The 17,623-nt window shown below is 63.2% G+C and carries 8 protein-coding genes; 5 read left to right on the top strand and 3 right to left on the bottom strand.

Translation table 11 applies throughout. The features are described 5' to 3' along the window. Window positions 1–135: 135 nt before the first annotated feature. Window positions 136–1,674: an AMP-binding protein gene (locus ACUTSC_RS02435; RefSeq protein ID WP_197767252.1), complete on the top strand. Its 1,539-nt coding sequence runs from the start codon at window positions 136–138 to the stop codon at window positions 1,672–1,674. A 39-nt stretch (window positions 1,675–1,713) separates the two neighbouring features. Here the strand turns inward: ACUTSC_RS02435 and ACUTSC_RS02440 are convergent, their stop codons facing one another. Beyond that, window positions 1,714–2,988 carry a Glu/Leu/Phe/Val family dehydrogenase gene (locus ACUTSC_RS02440; protein ID WP_063989903.1) on the bottom strand — a complete coding sequence of 425 codons (1,275 nt, stop codon included), beginning with the start codon at window positions 2,986–2,988 and terminating at the stop codon, window positions 1,714–1,716. 537 nt (window positions 2,989–3,525) lie between these two features. Continuing rightward, a complete protein-coding gene (locus ACUTSC_RS02445) occupies window positions 3,526–3,873 on the bottom strand; it encodes a hypothetical protein (protein ID WP_197767251.1) in 348 nt (115 codons plus the stop codon). A 514-nt stretch (window positions 3,874–4,387) separates the two neighbouring features. On the opposite strand from ACUTSC_RS02445, the gene ACUTSC_RS02450 reads away from it, so the two are divergent. After that, complete coding sequence (locus tag ACUTSC_RS02450; protein ID WP_060418849.1) at window positions 4,388–5,008, top strand: helix-turn-helix transcriptional regulator; 621 nt, start codon at window positions 4,388–4,390, stop codon at window positions 5,006–5,008. Window positions 5,009–5,058: 50 nt separating this feature from the next. Here the strand turns inward: ACUTSC_RS02450 and ACUTSC_RS02455 are convergent, their stop codons facing one another. Beyond that, window positions 5,059–7,248 (bottom strand): TonB-dependent siderophore receptor, encoded by a 2,190-nt coding sequence (locus ACUTSC_RS02455; RefSeq protein WP_197767250.1) that lies wholly within the window; start codon window positions 7,246–7,248, stop codon window positions 5,059–5,061. 198 nt (window positions 7,249–7,446) lie between these two features. Between ACUTSC_RS02455 and fes the strand changes: the two genes are divergently transcribed. Genes fes through ACUTSC_RS02470 form a run of 3 tightly spaced genes read left to right on the top strand, consistent with a single transcriptional unit; the run spans window position 7,447 to window position 17,571 of the window. Next, the gene (gene fes, locus ACUTSC_RS02460; RefSeq protein WP_443006771.1) at window positions 7,447–8,754 is read left to right on the top strand and encodes an enterochelin esterase; all 1,308 of its coding nucleotides are present in this window, start codon (window positions 7,447–7,449) and stop codon (window positions 8,752–8,754) included. 30 nt (window positions 8,755–8,784) lie between these two features. Then, window positions 8,785–9,009: an MbtH family NRPS accessory protein gene (locus ACUTSC_RS02465; RefSeq protein ID WP_197773214.1), complete on the top strand. Its 225-nt coding sequence runs from the start codon at window positions 8,785–8,787 to the stop codon at window positions 9,007–9,009. Between the two features lie 51 nt (window positions 9,010–9,060). Further along, window positions 9,061–17,571, top strand: a complete 8,511-nt coding sequence (locus ACUTSC_RS02470; RefSeq protein WP_445653058.1) for an amino acid adenylation domain-containing protein — start codon at window positions 9,061–9,063, stop codon at window positions 17,569–17,571. The last annotated feature ends 52 nt before the right edge of the window (window positions 17,572–17,623 follow it).

A 17,623-nucleotide genomic window follows, 5' to 3' on the forward strand; every position in this document is an offset into this window, starting at 1 on the left:
GATCACAACTCCTGCGGGATAGGGATTGCCTAAGGTATAGCCCAGCGCCCCTGGGAATGCGAACCGCAAAGCGCCTATCTATACTCGTGATACTGCGGCGCTTTTCTCGCCGCTCAACCCCAGGGAGGATCCCCGATGCTGAATCTGGCTACCTTGCTTGAAGAGAGTGCGTGCACCTGGCCGGAGCGGCCGGCGGTGATACAGGACGACAACCCGCTCAGCTATCGGGCGCTTAACGACATGGCCAATCAGGTGGCGAATTTGTTGGCCGCGCGCGGCGTGCGGCCCGGTGAACGGGTGGCGCTGGCCTGCCCGAACCGGCCGGAGTTTCCGGCTATCTATTACGGCATTCTCAAAAGCGGCGCGGTAGTGGTGCCGCTGAATATTCTGCTGAAAAGCGCAGAGTTCGACTATTACCTGGCGGATTCGGCGGCGGTGGCGCTGTTTTGTTTCGAGGGCAGCAGCGGCCTGCCGCTGGGGGAGGAAGCGCTGCGGGCGGCGGCGAGGGCAGAGCAGTGCCGCGAGGTGTTTATCATCGGCGATCGGCTGCCGCTCGAGGGGGAGCGTTTCAGCGCGGCAATAGCCGAACAGGCTACCGAATTCGCTTCGGCGACGACGCTCGAAAGCGACACCGCGGTGGTGCTGTATACCAGCGGCACCACCGGCCGCGCCAAGGGGGCGGAATTGACCCACGCCAATCTGGTGCTCAACGCCTTGGGATCGGTGCGGCTGTTCGACGGTTCGGAGACGGCCCCCGATCGTCACCTGGTCACGTTACCGCTGTTCCACACTTTTGGTTCGACGGTGCAGATGAACGCGGGGTTTGCCGCCGCCGCCACCCTGGTGCTGGTCGAGCGCTTCGACGCCGCGCAGGCCATCGCGCTGATGCAACGGCACGGCATCACCTTTTTCGCTGGGGTGCCGACCATGTATTGGGCGCTGTTGAATGCGCTGGATGAACACACGGATATCGAACGCTTGCGCAGCACGCTGCGTATGGCGGTGTCCGGCGGCGCCAGCCTGCCGGTGCAGATCCTGGAGGATTTTTCGCGCCGCTTCGGCGTCAACATTCTCGAAGGATACGGGCTGTCTGAGACCAGCCCGGTCGCCACCTTTAACCATCCCCATCGGGTGACCAAACCCGGCTCCATCGGCCAACCGATCTGGGGCGTGGAGGTGCGTCTGCTCGACGCCACCGGGGAGCCGATCGACGACATCGACCAGGTCGGGGAGATCGCGGTGCGCGGTTACAACATCATGAAAGGCTATCTGAATCGCCCCGAAGCGACGGCGGAGGTACTGGAAAACGGCTGGTTCCGCACCGGCGATCTGGCACGCCGCGACGCCGACGGCTTCTATTTCATCGTCGATCGGGCCAAGGACATGATCATTCGCGGCGGGTTCAACGTCTATCCGCGCGAGATTGAAGAAGCGCTGATTCGCCATCCGGCGGTGTCGTTGGTGGCGGTGATCGGCGTTGAACATCCGTCGCTGGGCGAAGAGATCAAAGCGGTGGTGGTGTTGAAGGAGACGGAGGAGCCCATCGAGGAGGAAACGCTGATTGCCTGGAGCCGGGAGCGGCTGGCGGCGTACAAGTATCCGCGCATCGTCGAGTTCGTCGAGCGTTTGCCGATGACCAGTACCGGTAAGGTGTTGAAGCGCTGTTTGCGCTGAGGAAAATCCGGCCTGCCGGGGCAGGCCGGGATACGGGCATCAACCTGGGTAGATGCCGCGCTCTTTACGTGCGGTCAGGATGCGCTCACAGGCCACGATGTAAGCCGCGGTGCGCAGGCTGCACTCTTTCTCGGCCGCCTTGTTCCAGACGTGGACCATGGCGTCGGTCATGATCTTGTCCATACGCTCGTTGATCTCGGACTCGCTCCAGAAGTAGCTCGCCATGTCCTGCACCCACTCGAAGTAACTGACCGTTACGCCGCCGGCGTTACAGATAACGTCCGGGACTACGGTGATGTTACGGGAACGCAGAATGTCGTCCGCTTCTGGGAAGGTTGGGCCGTTAGCGCCTTCCAGCACCAGCTTGGCGCTGAGGATTTCGGCGCGCTGACGGGTGATTTGGCCTTCCAGCGCAGCCGGGATCAGGATGTCCATGTCGACCGACCAGAACGCTTCGCTTTCGATCTCGCTGGCGCCCGGGAAGCCGGCGATCTGCTTGTGCTTGACCTGATATTCGGTCAGCGCGGCCAGATCGATGCCATCGGCGTTGAACAGGGTGGCGGAGTGGTCCTGGATGGTGACGACGCGTGCGCCGACGCCAACGAACAGGCGAGCCGCTTCGCTGCCCACGTTACCGAAGCCTTGTACCGCCACTTTGGCGCCTTCGATCTGTACGCCCAGACGCTTGGCCACTTCGCTGCCGGTGACGAACACGCCGCGGCCGGTTGCTTTCTCACGGCCCAGGGAGCCGCCGAGGTGGATTGGCTTGCCGGTGACCACGCCGGTGATGGTGGTGCCGTGGTTCATGGAGTAGGTGTCCATCATCCAGGCCATCACTTTGGCGTTGGTGCCGACGTCCGGCGCAGGAATGTCTTTCTGTGGCCCGATGATGAAGCCGATTTCGCTGGTGTAGCGGCGGGTCAGTCGCTCCAGTTCACCTTCAGACAGTTTGAACGGGTCGACGCGGATGCCGCCCTTGGCGCCGCCGTACGGCAGGTTGACCGCGGCACACTTGATGGTCATCCAGGCGGACAGGGCCATCACTTCGTTCAGATCGACGTCAGGGTGGAAGCGGATACCGCCTTTGCCCGGCCCACGCGACAGGTTGTGCTGTACGCGGAAACCTTCGAAGTGACGGATGGTGCCATCGTCCATCTGCAGCGGGATATCGACAATCAAAGCGCGCTTAGGATGACGCAGCGTATCAACCCAGCGTGACAGCTCGCCGAGGTAAGGGGCGACGCGATCGATTTGTTGCAGATATGTAGCCCAAGCGGTGGTGCTGCTGTCTGAAGCGTAGGATAGCTTTTCCATAACCAACCTTTATATATTAGAGGTATTTATTTCGTTTAACCGTGGATTAGCAAGCGCATAACACTTTGCGACGCTAAATTTACCACTAATTATGCCGGTTGTTAGCCCCCCGCTCATCGGGCCAGCGGACGGTTTTTCGCCGCCTGCAGGGCGGTAAATGAATAGTTAATTACTTTTCATCGACGCTGAGCGGGTACATGCATACTTTATGCATATAAAGCGCATAAAAACCCTTTTTATCTATTTTTCAGAAGCTTGAATGTGATCAAAAAGTTTCATTTTATTTAACTGCTATGTTGACAATGGCGTTTCCCCTCGGCAGCGTTAAAATCCTGTTAAAACGCCGTCTGCGGCCGTGTTTTTATCGTGCAAAGAGAAGCATAATCCGAGGCTGTTTTAATGTGTTGCGGCCGTCGAGGCAGGGGCTGATAAATGTGCTCACCTGAGGACGGGTGACCACGAGCGGCCACCCGTTCAGGTTTTGCCAATCAGCGTTAAAGAAGACCGCGCCGCCGTGGCGTGGTCATCCGGCACGCATTACGCGCCGGTATGCTGATAGCGTTTTAATTCCACCGGCTCAGCGCCGATACTCGCCAGATATTCTTTGACGGACGCCGGCGCGGAAGCCCGCGTAAATTGGTAGATGTTTTCATCCGCATCCAACAGCGTCTCCCATTTTACAATGTTCACCCAGCGAGGTTCATTGTCTACGCTGATGCCTGAGTCACGCGAAATGAACCCGTTCTGGTTTGAGATAAATTCCTCTTCTACATGCTTGTCCAATACGGCAAACGCTTCAGGGCTGAGTGAAGTCGGCAGTTTAAAACTTGAAACTTCAATAATGTAGCCGTTGGCGGAACAGTCCGCCCTAGATTCATGGTTCATAGTAAAAGTCCTTTAAATTAAATTGCTTATACAACTCAAATTAAGCTGCATCCTTATTGCAGTACTGCAAGTTAAATTTATTCTCGATGCCAGAAGGAAATAGTTAGGAATAGTCCGAATTGGCGTCTTTCTTTATGCAAAAGCTGATGATTTTAATGAGATTTTTCTTGGATAAAGGAGTCCGCTAATCAATTCGCGATCGGCATGAAGTGAATAATTCAATAAAGGGGGTGGGGATTAATGTCATTGGCAAAGGTGCGGCTTTTAAATAACAAAACGGCATGTGAATAAAGTGACTTTAAATATTTCCCTTTCCTCTTTCGCCTGGCGGGAGGTATTTTTCCGACGACCGGCAATGACCAATTCTGATCCCGGGTGTGAACACTAAGGGCGTTTGCAGCGCCGCCGTCGGCGCAGGGGGCGCAAACGCCATCCGCTCGGCAAGCGGCGGCAACTGCGGTATGCTAAGCGGCTGAACCGCAAACCAAACCGGGCCATACGGAGACACCCCAGCGTGCCGAACTCTTCTTCTCAACTCGAACTTTTGCGATCGGTCGCCGACGGCATCGCCGCGTTGTTTTTCCCGAATGCGGAAGTGGTGATCCACGATCTGGCCACCAACAAGATTGCCTATCTGGCGAACAACCTGTCGAAGCGCAAACCGGGTGACGACGCCGGGCTGGACGACTTCGAGCTCGCCGGCGGCGCCGGCGTGACCGGCCCCTATGAGAAGCTGAACTGGGACGGCAAAAAGATGCGCTCGGTGAGCATCGCCGCGCGCGACGAGCAGGGCAAGCCCAGCTATCTGCTGTGCATCAACCTGAGCACCGCGATGTTCGAGGATGCCCGCAACGCGCTGGACATGTTCCTGTCGGTCACGCGGCTGCAGCCACAGCCACAAGCGCTGTTCAAAGATGACTGGCAGGAGAAGATCAACACCTTCCTGCACGACTGGCTGCGGCGCGAAAACGCCGCGCTCGGTGCGTTGAGCCGCGAACAGAAACGGCGGCTGGTCAGCGATCTCTATCATCAGGGGGCGTTCAAGGCCAAAAGCGCCGCCGACTACATCGCCAACGTGCTGTCGATGGGGCGCGCCACGGTGTACAAGCATTTGCGAGAGCTGAAGCAGGAGTAAAGGCGGCGGGAAAGGCGGAAGAAATGGGCGGCGCTGGCCGCCCATTTTTGTTACCAGCGGTAGTTGACCGAAGCGATGATGCTGCGGCCGCTGCCGTAGAAGCAGGCGTACTCGCCGCTGCAGGATGAAACGTATTTCTTGTCCGTCAGGTTCTGCACGTTGAGCTGGAGAGCCGCACCGCGCAGCGCCGACGAAGCCTGGCCGAGGTCATATTTCACCATGGCGTCGTACAGCGTGTAGTGCGGCACATCGTACTGGCCGATGGCGTCGGCCGGCGCATCGCCGATGTAACGCACGCCGCTGCCGACGGTCAGGCCGTTCAGCGCGCCGCTCAGGAAGCTGTAGCTGCCCCAGGCGGACGCCGCGTGGCGAGGGATGCCCGCCGGGCTGTGGCCAATTTCGTCCGCCGAGTTGGAGTCTTTGGTCACTACGTCGGTGTAGGTATAGGCGGCGGTCAGCTTGATCTCCGGCGTCGGCTGAGCGTGCACTTCCGCCTCAATCCCTTTGGATTTCACCTCACCGATCTGCTCGTAGGCGGAGGTGAGACGGTTGTAAGACGCCACATTGCGCTGGGTAATGTCGAACCAGGAGAGGGTCAGCAGGGTGTTGCCGCCCGGGATCTGGTATTTCACGCCCACCTCGGTTTGTTTGCCGGTGGTCGGCTTGAGCGGATCGGCGCCCGGCGCGCTCGGGTACAGGTTAGGATCGAACGAGGTGCTGTAGCTGACATACGGTGAAATGCCGTTGTCGAAGGCGTAAAGCAGGCCCGCGCGGCCGGTAAACTGAGCATCGTTGTAGGTCTGCTCTTTACCGCCGCTGGTGCGATCGCGGGTGTTGACCTGCGACCAGTCCTGACGGCCGGACAGCAGCAGGTTCCAGTTATTCCACTCCAGCTGGTCCTGCAGATACACCCCGACCTGATTCAGCGTCTTCAAGTCGCTGGAAGCCAGCGCCAGCGTGCTGCCATCGATGCTGGGGCGAACCGGGTTGGCCCAGTCGATCGGGTAGTCGTTGCCGCGATCGCGATACATCTTCGAATCGATATGGCTGTAGCGGTAATCCAGCCCGCCCAGCACCGTGTGCTTCACCTCGCCGGTGTCGAACAACCCCTTAAGCTGGTTATCCACGCCAAACTCGTTGGTCATCTGCGTTTCATGCTGCGCCATGCGGGTGACGGTGTGGTCGTTGACCTTCGAGTTTACGTTATAAACCAGATATTTATAGTCTTCATCGCGGTGGGTGAAGCGCAGGTTCTGGGTGAACGACAGCGCATCGCTGAAGTTATGCTCGAGGCTGTAGCCGATCGACGCCTGCTCGCGCCGCGACTTGTTGAAGCTGGGTTCGCTGATGTTGAAGTCGTAGGGCACATAGCCCGCGCTGGTCGGGAACAGCGTGCCGGCGCGCGGCAGGAAGTTGCGCGATCCGGCTTTCGGATCGTTCTGGTAGCTGGTCAGCAGCGTAAAGCTGGTGTCTTCATTCGGCAGCCAGGTGAAGGCCGGCGCGATGGCCACCCGTTGCTGCTTGCTGTCTTTGACAAACTCATGCTCGGTTCTGGCGATACCGTTCAGGCGATAGAACAGGGTGTTGTCGTCGTTGAGTTTGCCGCCGAAATCGAACGCCGTTTCCGCCAGATGGCGGTTGCCGGTGCTGAATTTGACTTCGTGAATGCTCTGGGCGGTAGGGCGTTTACTGGTCATCACCACCACGCCGCCGGGGCTGACCTGGCCGTACAGCACGCCGGCCGGGCCGTGCACCATCTCCACGCGCTCCAGCAGCCAGGGATCGATCTGCCCGGCGCCGCCGTTTTGGCTCGAGAGGCCAAAGTGCAGGCCGTCGAGCAGCTTGGGCGCATAGCGGAAGCCGCGGCTGATCACTTCGTCATTGCGGTTGGAGTTGCCGCGGTAGGTGGTGATCACCCCACTGGTGTAGTTCAGCGCGTCGGCGACCGACGCCGGCTCCTGGTCGTTCATCTGCTCGCGCGTGACCACCGAGATGGACTGCGGGGTTTTGCGCAGAGGGGCGGCGGTCTTGGTGCCGGCGGCGCTCTCTTTGGCGACGATCCCTTTGACCGGCGCGGTCACGTTGTTTTGCGCGTCGGCGGTCACCAAAATCGTCTCGTCCGCTGCGGCGGACGCGTGTTGCGCCAAGGGCAATAAAGCCAGCGCCGATCCCAGCAACAGACGCTTGGCGGACATCGCCTCTGCGTTCGCGTTTACTATCCCTTTGTTTTTAATCTTCATTATCTCTCCTGCATACCTGCGTTGTGTGTCATGCCACCCTGATAAACCCCTAAATGCCGACAAGCGGTCTTCTCCCGTCGGCGCGGAAACGCCGTGTGCACGACGGTAAAAATCCGACAAATAGTATTGAAAATGATAATGAGTATCAATACGATTGTCAGGTTTTGTAAAAGACACTCATGTTATGTAAGGGGCGCTATGGAGTTTTTGCCGGAAAAGAGGCCGGAAAACGGTCGCGAGGGATTGGCGGCGCAGTGGCTGCGTGAAGAGGCGGCAGGACAGCCCGCGTGGTGGCAGAAGGTTGCCGCTAACGGCACGCCTGTCGTCGAACCGCACGACGACCGCCACGTCAAAATGACCTGGCTATGGCGCGATCCCGCCGGCGATGAACGGCACTCGCCGATACGCCGCGTTTACGCCGATATCAACGGCATTACCGATCACCACAGCACGTCCCCCAGCAGCCTGACCAGGCTGCCCGGCACCGACGTTTGGTACGGCGCCGCCGTTATCGAACGCCGCTGGCGCGGCAGCTACAGCCTGATCCCCATTACCGACCGGGATCTTCCCCCCGTATTCAGCGACGACGACACGTTGCGCGATCGCCAGCAGCGCGCCTGGTGGGTATCGCTGTTCCCGTTGGCGATCGCCGATCCGCTGAATCGCCTCTCGCTGGGGCCGTCTCATCGCCCGCGGCCGGTTTCCCTGGCGCAAGGGCCGGATGCCGACGATCAAAGCGCCTGGCAGGCCGCCAATCGGCCATTGGACGAGGCGCGGCTACAGCTTTTTCAGTGGCGCAGCGAACGTCTGGATAACCAGCGGCGCGTTTGGCTGTATGCCAGCGGCGACGCGGCGGTGAAAGCGAATCGCCCGCTGGTGCTACTGCTCGATGGCCAAAACTGGATCGAAAGGCACGCGCTGTTGCCGGTGATCGAGCACGAAACCGCAAGAGGGCACCTGCCGCCCGCGTGCTGGCTGCTGATCGATGCGATCGACGGTGAACACCGGGAAAACGAGCTGCCCTGCAACGCCGCCTTCTGGCAGGCAATCATCGAAGAGCTGCTGCCGCAGGCGCAGAAGCGCGAAGCGTTCAGCGAGGAAGGGGCGCGCACCGTCGTCGCCGGCCAAAGCTACGGCGGGCTGGCAGCGTTATATGCTGGTGTGCACTGGCCGGAACGTTTCGGCCACGTGCTGAGCCAGTCCGGTTCCTTCTGGTGGCCCACGGTGCAATTCGTTACCCAGTTCGAAAAACGCCACGAACTGGAGGAAGGCTGGCTGATACGCCAGGTTCGGCAACGCGACGCGGCGGCGCCCACGCTCACCGTGATTCAGCAAGCCGGCGATCGGGAGGCGGACATCGAATTCGTCAATCGCCAGATGCATCAGGCGCTGACGGCGGCGGGGCACCGTGCCGAATACCGCGTGTTTTCCGGCGGGCACGATGCGCTCTGCTGGCGCGGCGGCTTGGTGGACGGCGTGCGCCAGCTGCTTTCCGCGATGAAATAACCCACACATTTTGACAGACAGGTAATGCAAATGACTCAGGAACAACAAAACCCGTTCGATGACGAAAGCCTCCGTTTCTCCGTGCTGGTCAACGCGCAGCAGCAGTATTCGCTGTGGCCGCAGTTTGCCGAGACGCCGCAGGGGTGGCGCGTGCTGATGGGGCCGGCGTCGCGCGGCGAATGCATCGACTACATCGAAACGCACTGGCAGGACATGCGGCCGGCGGCGCTGAAAGCGGCGGATGCGGCGCGTTAAGCGCCAGGCAGCCACATCGATACATTCCGTTTGAGGAAAAGGACAGACACCATGTCAGAAACGCTTTCTTTGCCGGATACTCAGGTCGAGTATCGGGAGTATCCGCTGGTTGCAGCGCAACCGGGGATCTGGATCGCCGACCAAATCGCGCTGCGGCGCAACGGCTTCGCCGTGGCGCACTACACCGAACTGCACGGCGCTATCGACCGCTCGGCGCTGGAGCGCGCCATCCGTCAAGGGCTGGCCGAAGCGGATACGGTTCAGGCGCGGTTCTTTGAGGCGCAGGACGGCCAGCCGGTGCAGCGTTTGCCGCTGATAGCCGACCCCGCACGCGTGCAGGCGCCGGAGTGGCTCGATTTCAGCGCGCGGCCGGACGCCGAACAGGCGGCGCTGGCGCTGATGAACGACGATCTGGCGCAGGATCTGCCGGCAGACGGCGAGCGGCCGCTTTATCGCCATGTGGTGATCCGCGTCAGCGCCGATCGCTGGTTCTGGTACCAGCGCTTTCATCATCTGACTCTGGACGGCTTCAGCTTCGAAGCCATCACCCGCCGGATCGCCGATCTCTATCGCGCGCTGCGCCACGGGCTGGCGCCGGCGGCCTCGCCGTTTACCCCATTCGGCAAGGTGGTGGAAGAGTTTCAGCAATGGCAAACGTCGCCTGCACGTGAGCGGGCGGCCGAATTCTGGCATCAGCATCTGCGCGATTTGCCGTCGCCGCTGTCATTATCGACGGAGAGTCGGGAGGTTGAACCGGGCGCCCGGCCGCTCAAACAGGCGCTGGTGCTGCCTGAATCGCTGTTTGACGAAGCGCGGCGCGATGATGCGCTGCAGTCGCTGCAACCGGCCGATATCGTCACGGCGGCGCTGGCGATGTATCTGGCGCGCATGAGCGGCGAAACCCGCTTCTCAATCGGTTTCCCTTTCATGCGCCGGATGGGGTCGCAGGCGCTGGCGGCGGTCGGCCCGGTGGTCAACGTGCTGCCGCTGCTGCTGAACGTGACGCCGGAGATGTCGCTGGCGGACGTCTGCCTGGCCACCGTGGCGGAGATCAAGCAGGCGCGCCGCCATCAACGCTATGAGGCGGAGCAGATCAAACGCGATCTCGGCCTGGTCGGCGGCCATCAGGAACTGTATGGCCCGGTGGTCAACGTCAAGGTCTACCACAGTGCCTTGTCGTTCGACGGTCAGACGGCCGTCACCCATACGCTGGCGATGGGGCCGGTCGACGATCTGGAGTTTGAGATCGGTTTTCGAAGCGGCGTGCTGACGCTGTCTTTGGTCGCCAACCCGGCCAAATACTCGCCGCGCACCTTGCATCATCACGCGGAGCGCATCGGCCATTGGCTGCAGCAGTTGGCGCGGCAGCCGCGCCAGCCAAACGGCCAACTGGCGCTAATCGGCGATGGGGAGCTCAGACAACTCGCGGCCTGGGGGCGCGGCGCTGAGCTGACGCCGCCGGCGGGCATGGTCTCGATTATGGATGCGTTCCAGCGCCAGGTTGAGCGCCAGCCCGAGGCGTTGGCGGTGGCCTGTGGCGACGTGCGTCTCAGCTACCGGCAGCTCTCCGAACGGGTGATGCAACTGGGGCGAGTGCTGATCGAAAGCGGCATCGGCGCCGAAGACGTGGTTGCCATCGGCATTCCGCGCTCGGTGGACACGCTGGCCGCGCTGTTCGGCGTGCTGGCCAGCGGCGCGGCCTATATGCCGCTCGATCTGGACTATCCGCGTGAACGTTTGGCGCTGATGTGCGACGACGCGCGGCCGGTGATGTTGCTGACCCACCGCGCCACGCGGGCCAACATGCCGGATCTGCCGCAGATATTGTGCCTGGACGATGCCCCGTGCCTGGCGCGCTGCGCGGCCGCCGAGAGCACGCCGATAACGGATGCCGAGCGACGCGTGCCGCTGAGCGAGGCGCATCTCGCCTACATGATTTACACCTCCGGCTCGACCGGCAAGCCCAAGGGCGTCATGTCCACGCACCGCGGGCTGCTGAACCTGTTCCTGTCGCACCAGGCTTCTCTGTTCGGCCCGGCGATCGAAAAATTCCAGGCTCGCCACGCGCGCCGCTTGCGCGCCGGCCATACCGCCTCGTTTTCTTTCGACTCCTCCTGGGAACCGCTGTTCTGCATGATGATGGGCAGCGAACTGGTTATCTTCGATGAGGAGCTGCGCCGCGACCCTTGGGCGCTGCTGGAACAAACCCAACAGACGCCGATCGATCTGCTGGACATCACGCCGTCGTTCTTCTCGCAACTGGTGGACTGTGGCCTGCTGAAGGGGCAGTTCCCGCTGCCGTCGTTCGTGATGATCGGCGGCGAGGCGGCGACGCCGACGCTGTGGAACCTGATGCAGCAGCATCCGGAGGTGGAGATCCACAACTATTACGGCCCGTCCGAATACACCGTCGATACCCTCGGCGCGCCGGTGACGGCCGCAGACCAGCCGGTGATCGGCCGTCCCCTCGCCAATACCTCAGTTTGGCTGCTCGACAGCCGCCTGCAGCCGGTGCCGATCGGCGCGGCGGGCGAGCTGTACATTTCCGGCAAAGGCATCGCGCGCGGTTACCTGCGGCGCCCGGATCTGACGGCGGCGCGCTTTGTCGCCAACCCGTTCGCCGAAGGCGAGGTGATGTACCGCAGCGGCGATCTGATGCGCTGGAGCGCGGAGGGCCAACTGGTGTTCATTGGCCGTACCGATCACCAAATCAAGGTACGCGGCTTCCGCGTCGAGCTGGGTGAGGTGGAAAGCGCTTTGGCCGCCTTGCCGGACGTGGGGCGAGCGGTGGTGATCGCCGAGCCGATCGGCGCCACCTATCGTCTGATCGGCTACTGCTCGGTACAGGATGACGCGCGCCGCGCCTCGCCGGCGCTGCAAAACGAGCTGCTGGGGCAACTGGCGCAGCGTCTGCCGGATTATATGGTGCCGGCGATCCTGGTGGTGATGCCGGAGCTGCCGCTCAACGTCAACGGCAAGATTGACCGCCAGGCGCTGCCCAAACCGCAGGAGACGCTGGCGCAAAGCATTCGCGAACCGGCCACCGAGCAGGAAAGGCTGATTTGCCGCGCGATGGCTCAGCTGTTGGGGATGGAGCGCGTCGGCACCGACGACGATTTCTTCGCGCTCGGTGGTGACAGCATCTCGGCGATGGGACTGGGCACCGCCCTGCGGCGCAACGGTTATCTGCTGCGGCCGCGCGAGATCTTCGCGCTGCACACCCCCGCGCACATGGCGCAGGCGATGCAGCCGCTGGTCGTAGACTCTCAGACCCCACGCAGCGTGCAGCAAGGCCCGATCGACGGGCTGCCGATCCTGCACTGGTTCGCCGAAACGGGCGATATGCATCGCCGCTTTGCGCACGGCGTTTTCCTGCGCGTGCCTGCCGAGCTGCAGCCGGAACAGCTGCGTGATGCGTTGGACCAGCTGCGCGCGGCGCACCCGGCGCTGGGCGCCAGGATCCGTGATGGCCGGTTGGTGGTTGAAGAAGCCGCTAGCGCTGAGTTCATGCAGGTTCAGGCCGTATCCGGCGAACTGGAGCCGGCAGCGGAACAGGCTTTCGACGCCGCACTTGAGCATCTCGATCCGGCGGCCGGCGCCATGATGCAGGCGATCCTGTTGCAGCGCGACGGGCAGAGCCTGGGGCTGGTGCTGGCGATCCACCACCTGGTGGTCGACGGCGTTTCCTGGCGCATCCTGCTCGAGGAGCTGCGGCAAGTGGCCGACAGCGCCATGCAGGGGCGGCCGATCACGCTGCCGCCGGAAGAAACCTCGCTCTATGAGTGGTCCGCGCGTTTACGCGCCGACGTGGAACGCCGGGAAGCCGAGCTGCCGTTCTGGCGGCAAATGCTGGCGGACGGCGTGCCGCGTTTGGGCCGGCGCGCGCTGGAACCGCAGACCGATCGCATCGCCTCGGTGAGCGAGCGGCGCACGCTGCTCGACAGCCGGTTGACCGCCGCGCTGCTCGGCACATTGCCGCAGAGCTATCGCGCCCAGGTTGAAGAGATCATGCTGTGCGCGCTGGCTCAGGCCTGCTGCCGCCGTTTCCAGGCCGCTTCGCTGCGTTTCTCTCTGGAGTCGCACGGCCGCGCCGAACTGGACGACGGCCTCGATCTGGCCCGCACCGTCGGCTGGCTGACGGCGGAGTATCCGCTGCGCATCGAACTGCATGACGCCGAGCACAATGAGGCCGTGCGCACGGTGAAACGGGCGACGCGAGCGGTGGCCGATCGCGGCGTCGGTTACGGCCAACTGCGTTATCTGCATCCGCAGCGTGACGATCTGGCGGCGCTGGCGCAGCGCAACGCCCCGGAGATTTTATTCAACTACCTCGGGCGCTTCAGCCAGGATGAGGGGCACTGGACGCCGCAGCGCAGCCAAACCCGCTTCCGCGACGCCTTCGCCGTGGCGCAGGATGCGCAGCAGGCGCCGTCTTACGGGCTGGAAGTGAACATCTTTGTCGAAGAGCGGCGCGACGGCCCCTGCCTGGCGATCAACTGGAGCTGGCTGGAGGGAATTTTCAGCGAGAGCGACATTGCGCAGCTGCACAGCGGCATCGAGCAAGCGGTGCGTTCACTGTGCGAATTTGCCGAACGCCATCCCGAACGCGCGGCGGCGACGTTGGTGGCGGCCGAGATCGCCCAGCCGGGCGCCGACGATGAGGCGGTGCGCGCCTGGGAGCGGGAGTGCGGGCCGTTAGCCGCGGCGCTGCCGCTGTTGCCGCTGCAACACGGCCTGCTGTTCCATGCGCAGACGGCGCAGCAGGGCGGCAGCTATAACTCGCTGACGCGCCTGAGCCTCTGCGGCAAACTGGACGCGCATCAACTCCAGCAGGCGCTGGATGCGGTGATCCGCCGCCATCCGCAATTGGCCGCCCGATTCAACCGCGAGGGCGAGCCGCTACAGCTGATACCGCAGCAAAGCCATTGGCCGCTGGACAGCCACGCGCTGCCGCCGCTGACGGAAGAACAAGAAGCGCAGGCACTGCACCGGCTGGAGCAGCAGGAACTGCAGCGCGATCTGTTCAACCAGCCCGGCGCGATGCTGCACGCGCTGTGGGTCAAACACGGCGATAGCGAACGCTACACGCTGTTCCTTAACGCGCACCACCTGATCGTCGATGGCTGGTCGACGCCGGTGGTGCTCAACGATCTGATGCTGGCCCTGCGTGAAGGCGAGCAGGCGTTGCCGCCGCTGCGTTCGAACTATGCCGATATCGTGCGCCGCCTGACCGCGCGGGATGCCGAAGCCTCGCGCCGCCTGTGGCGCGAGACGCTGCAGGACGTGCGGCCAACGTTGCTGTTCGGTGAAACGCAGGACGATCGCGTGCATGAGCTGGAAATGACGCTGCCGCCGGCCGAGGAAAAGCGCTTGCTGACCCTGTGCCGCGAACGCGGGTTGACGCTCAATACCGTGATGCAGGGCATTTGGGCGCTGCAGCTGGCCAGCTGTTGCGGCCAGCAGGACGTGGTGTTCGGCTCGCCGGTTTCCGGTCGCTTTGGCCAGATAGAAGGGGTCGAGGAACACGTCGGCCTGTTCAGCAACACGCTGCCGGTGCGGGTTCGTCTGCAGCATGACCGCTCGTTGACGGAACAGCTGATCGACCTGCAGCACCGGCAGATTGAACTGCTGGAGCACGACGATTTGGGGTTGGGGGAAATTCAGCACCTGGTCGGGGCGGGCACGCTGTTCGATACGCTGTTGGTGGTGGAGAACTACCCGGACAACGACGCTCTGCTGGGCGGCACAGGATCGCTGCGCTGCGACGCCATCCGCAACAAAGGCTATACCCACTATCCGCTGACGCTGCTGGTGCTGCCGGGCGAACGTCTGCGCCTGCTGATGGAGTACCGCGCCTCGGTGCCGCAGCCTGAGCGCTTCGCCGCGCGGCTGATGGCGCTGCTGCAACAGTGGATCGCCCAGCCGGATCTGCCGCTGCCGCGCTGGCAGTTGCAAACCCCGCAGGAACAGGCGCTGATCGCGGCGGTCAACCGCACCGGGCAGGCGGTGGCGGACACCACCTTGCATCAGGCGATCGCCGATCAAGCGCGGCGCACGCCGGAACGCATCGCGCTGCAGGATGCCGGGCACAGCCTCAGCTACCGTGACATGCAGCGCCAGGCCGCGCTGATGGCCGAGCGGCTGACGGCGGCCGGCATTCAGCCGGGGGATATCGTCGCGGTGGCGTTGCCGCGCTCCGTGCGCCTCAGCCTGGCGCTGACGGCGATTGTGCAAACCGGCGCCGCCTGGTTGCCGCTGGACACCGGCTACCCGGACGAGCGGCTGGCCTACATGGTGGAGGACGCCAAACCGCGGCTGATTATCACCGAAAACGCGTTGGATGCCCGCTTCGCCGCGCTGGCGCCGACGCTGCTGTTCGATGCACTGGACGAGAGCGGGCGCGAACCGGCGCCGCGCCAACCGGCGGGGAACGGCGATTATCCCGCCTACGTGCTGTATACCTCCGGCTCTACCGGGCGGCCGAAAGGCGTGGTGGTGAACCACCGGGCGATCGTCAACCGCCTGTTCTGGATGCAGCACGAGTATGCGCTCGATGCGCAGGACGTGGTATTGCAGAAAACGCCGTGCAGCTTCGACGTTTCCGTCTGGGAGTTCTTCTGGCCGCTGATGGTCGGCGCGCGCCTGGTGATGGCGCCACCGGAGGCGCACCGCGATCCGCAGGCGCTGACGACGTTGATCGACGACTATGGCGTGACCACGCTGCATTTCGTTCCGTCCATGTTGGCTATCTGGGTGGAGGCGCTGAACGAACGGGCGCCACAGCGCGCCGCCGCCAGCCTGAAACGCGTGTTCTGCAGCGGCGAAGCGCTGTCGTGTGAACTGGCTTCCCGCTATCAGGCGTTGGTTACCGCGCCGCTGCACAACCTGTATGGCCCGACGGAGGCGGCGGTCGATGTCACCTACCAACCGGCGTCCGGCGCGGCATTGGCGGCGGTGAACGGCGCCGGCGTGCCGATCGGCAAACCGGTCTGGAACACCCAGCTGAGCATTCTCGACGCCATGCTGCGGCCGGTGCCCGTCGGCTGCGCCGGCGATCTCTACCTGCGCGGCATCCAGCTGGCCGATGGCTATCTGCATCGGCCGGGGCTGACGGCGCAGCGGTTTGTTGCCGATCCCGCCGGCAACGGCGCGCGCATGTATCGCACCGGCGATATCGCCCGCTGGCTGGAGGACGGCAGCGTCGAGTATTTGGGGCGCAGCGACGATCAGCTGAAGATCCGCGGCCAGCGTATCGAGCTGGGCGAAATCGAGCAGGCGCTGCTGGCGCAGCCGGGGGTAGCGCAAGCGGCGGTGCACGCCATCGAGCTAAGCGAGGGCACGACGGGGCTTGGCGGCGCCGATATGCGCCAGCTGGTCGCCTGGCTGATCGCCCAACCGGGCGTGACGCTGGATACCGCCGAGCTGCATCAGGCGCTGGAGCAGCGTTTGCCGGCGCACATGATGCCGGTCAGCTATGTCATGACAGACCGCTTCCCGCTCAGCACCAGCGGCAAGCTGGATCGCAAGGCGTTGCCACGGCCGCAGCTGGCCCTGCAAGCCGGGCGGGCGCCGCAGAGCGACAGCGAACGCCTGCTGGCGGCGCTGTTCGGGGAACTGTTGGGGCGCGAGACGGTGTATGCCGACGACGACTTCTTCGCGCTGGGCGGCCATTCGCTGCTGGCGATGCGCCTGGCGGCTGAGCTGCGTCGGCGCGTGCCTCGGCCGTTGAGCGTCGGGCAGATCATGTTCGCCCGCAGCCTGGAGAAGATGGCGCACCTGCTCGATGACGCGCAGGCGGCCAATTCGGCCGAGAGCCGCGGCGTCGGCGAATGCCTGCAGCTGCGGGCCGGCCAAGGCCCGGCGCTGTTCTGCCTGCATCCCGCTTCCGGTTTCGCCTGGCAGTACTCGGGGCTGAGCCGTTATCTGCCGGGGAACTATCCCATCATCGGCCTGCAGTCGCCAAGACCGGACGGCGCCATCGCCACCTGCGAGGATATCGAGCAGATGGTCGATCGTCATCTCGCCCATCTGCGCCGCCTGCAGCCACAGGGGCCTTACTACCTGCTGGGCTATTCGCTCGGCGGCACGCTGGCGCATTCGATGGCCGCGCGCCTGCAGCAGCAGGGCGAAGAGGTGGCGTTCCTTGGGATGCTGGATACCTATCCGCCGGAAGGCCAGGATTGGACCGGCCCCAGCGAGGAGGAGGCGCAGAAAGAGGTGGCGCAGGAGCAGGCCGAGTTTATGGCGGAAGATCATGGCGATCCGGCGCTGATGGCGGAGAAGGCGGCGATGTTCGACAGCATCGTCGCCAACTACCGCGACGCGGTGCGCATTCTGTCCCAGGCGCGCAGCCGGCGTTTCCACGGCACGGCGACGCTGTTTGTCGCCGACCAGACGCTGCCGCCGGAGATGGATATCGACGCCGTGTGGGCGCCGTATCTGGATGGGCTGATCTGCCATCACCAGCGCTGCGAACACGCGGACATTCTGTCGCCGGCTTCGCTGGAGACGCTCGGCCCGCTATTGCACGGGCTGCTGACGCGGCAATACGGGTTGGTATAACGCAACCGGGCCGGGGGGCGTGCGTCCCGGCCCGTACTAAAACATGATATGC

The organism is Serratia sp. TSA_105.2 (genome assembly GCF_052692115.1).

Bases quoted from the DNA above. Each gene is read 5' to 3' on its own strand.
- ACUTSC_RS02435 (WP_197767252.1), top strand. From the start codon at position 136: ATGCTGAATCTGGCTACCTTGCTTGAAGAGAGTGCGTGCACCTGGCCG.
- ACUTSC_RS02440 (WP_063989903.1), bottom strand. From the start codon at position 2,988: ATGGAAAAGCTATCCTACGCTTCAGACAGCAGCACCACCGCTTGGGCT.
- ACUTSC_RS02445 (WP_197767251.1), bottom strand. From the start codon at position 3,873: ATGAACCATGAATCTAGGGCGGACTGTTCCGCCAACGGCTACATTATT.
- ACUTSC_RS02455 (WP_197767250.1), bottom strand. From the start codon at position 7,248: ATGAAGATTAAAAACAAAGGGATAGTAAACGCGAACGCAGAGGCGATG.
- fes (WP_443006771.1), top strand. From the start codon at position 7,447: ATGGAGTTTTTGCCGGAAAAGAGGCCGGAAAACGGTCGCGAGGGATTG.
- ACUTSC_RS02465 (WP_197773214.1), top strand. From the start codon at position 8,785: ATGACTCAGGAACAACAAAACCCGTTCGATGACGAAAGCCTCCGTTTC.
- ACUTSC_RS02470 (WP_445653058.1), top strand. From the start codon at position 9,061: ATGTCAGAAACGCTTTCTTTGCCGGATACTCAGGTCGAGTATCGGGAG.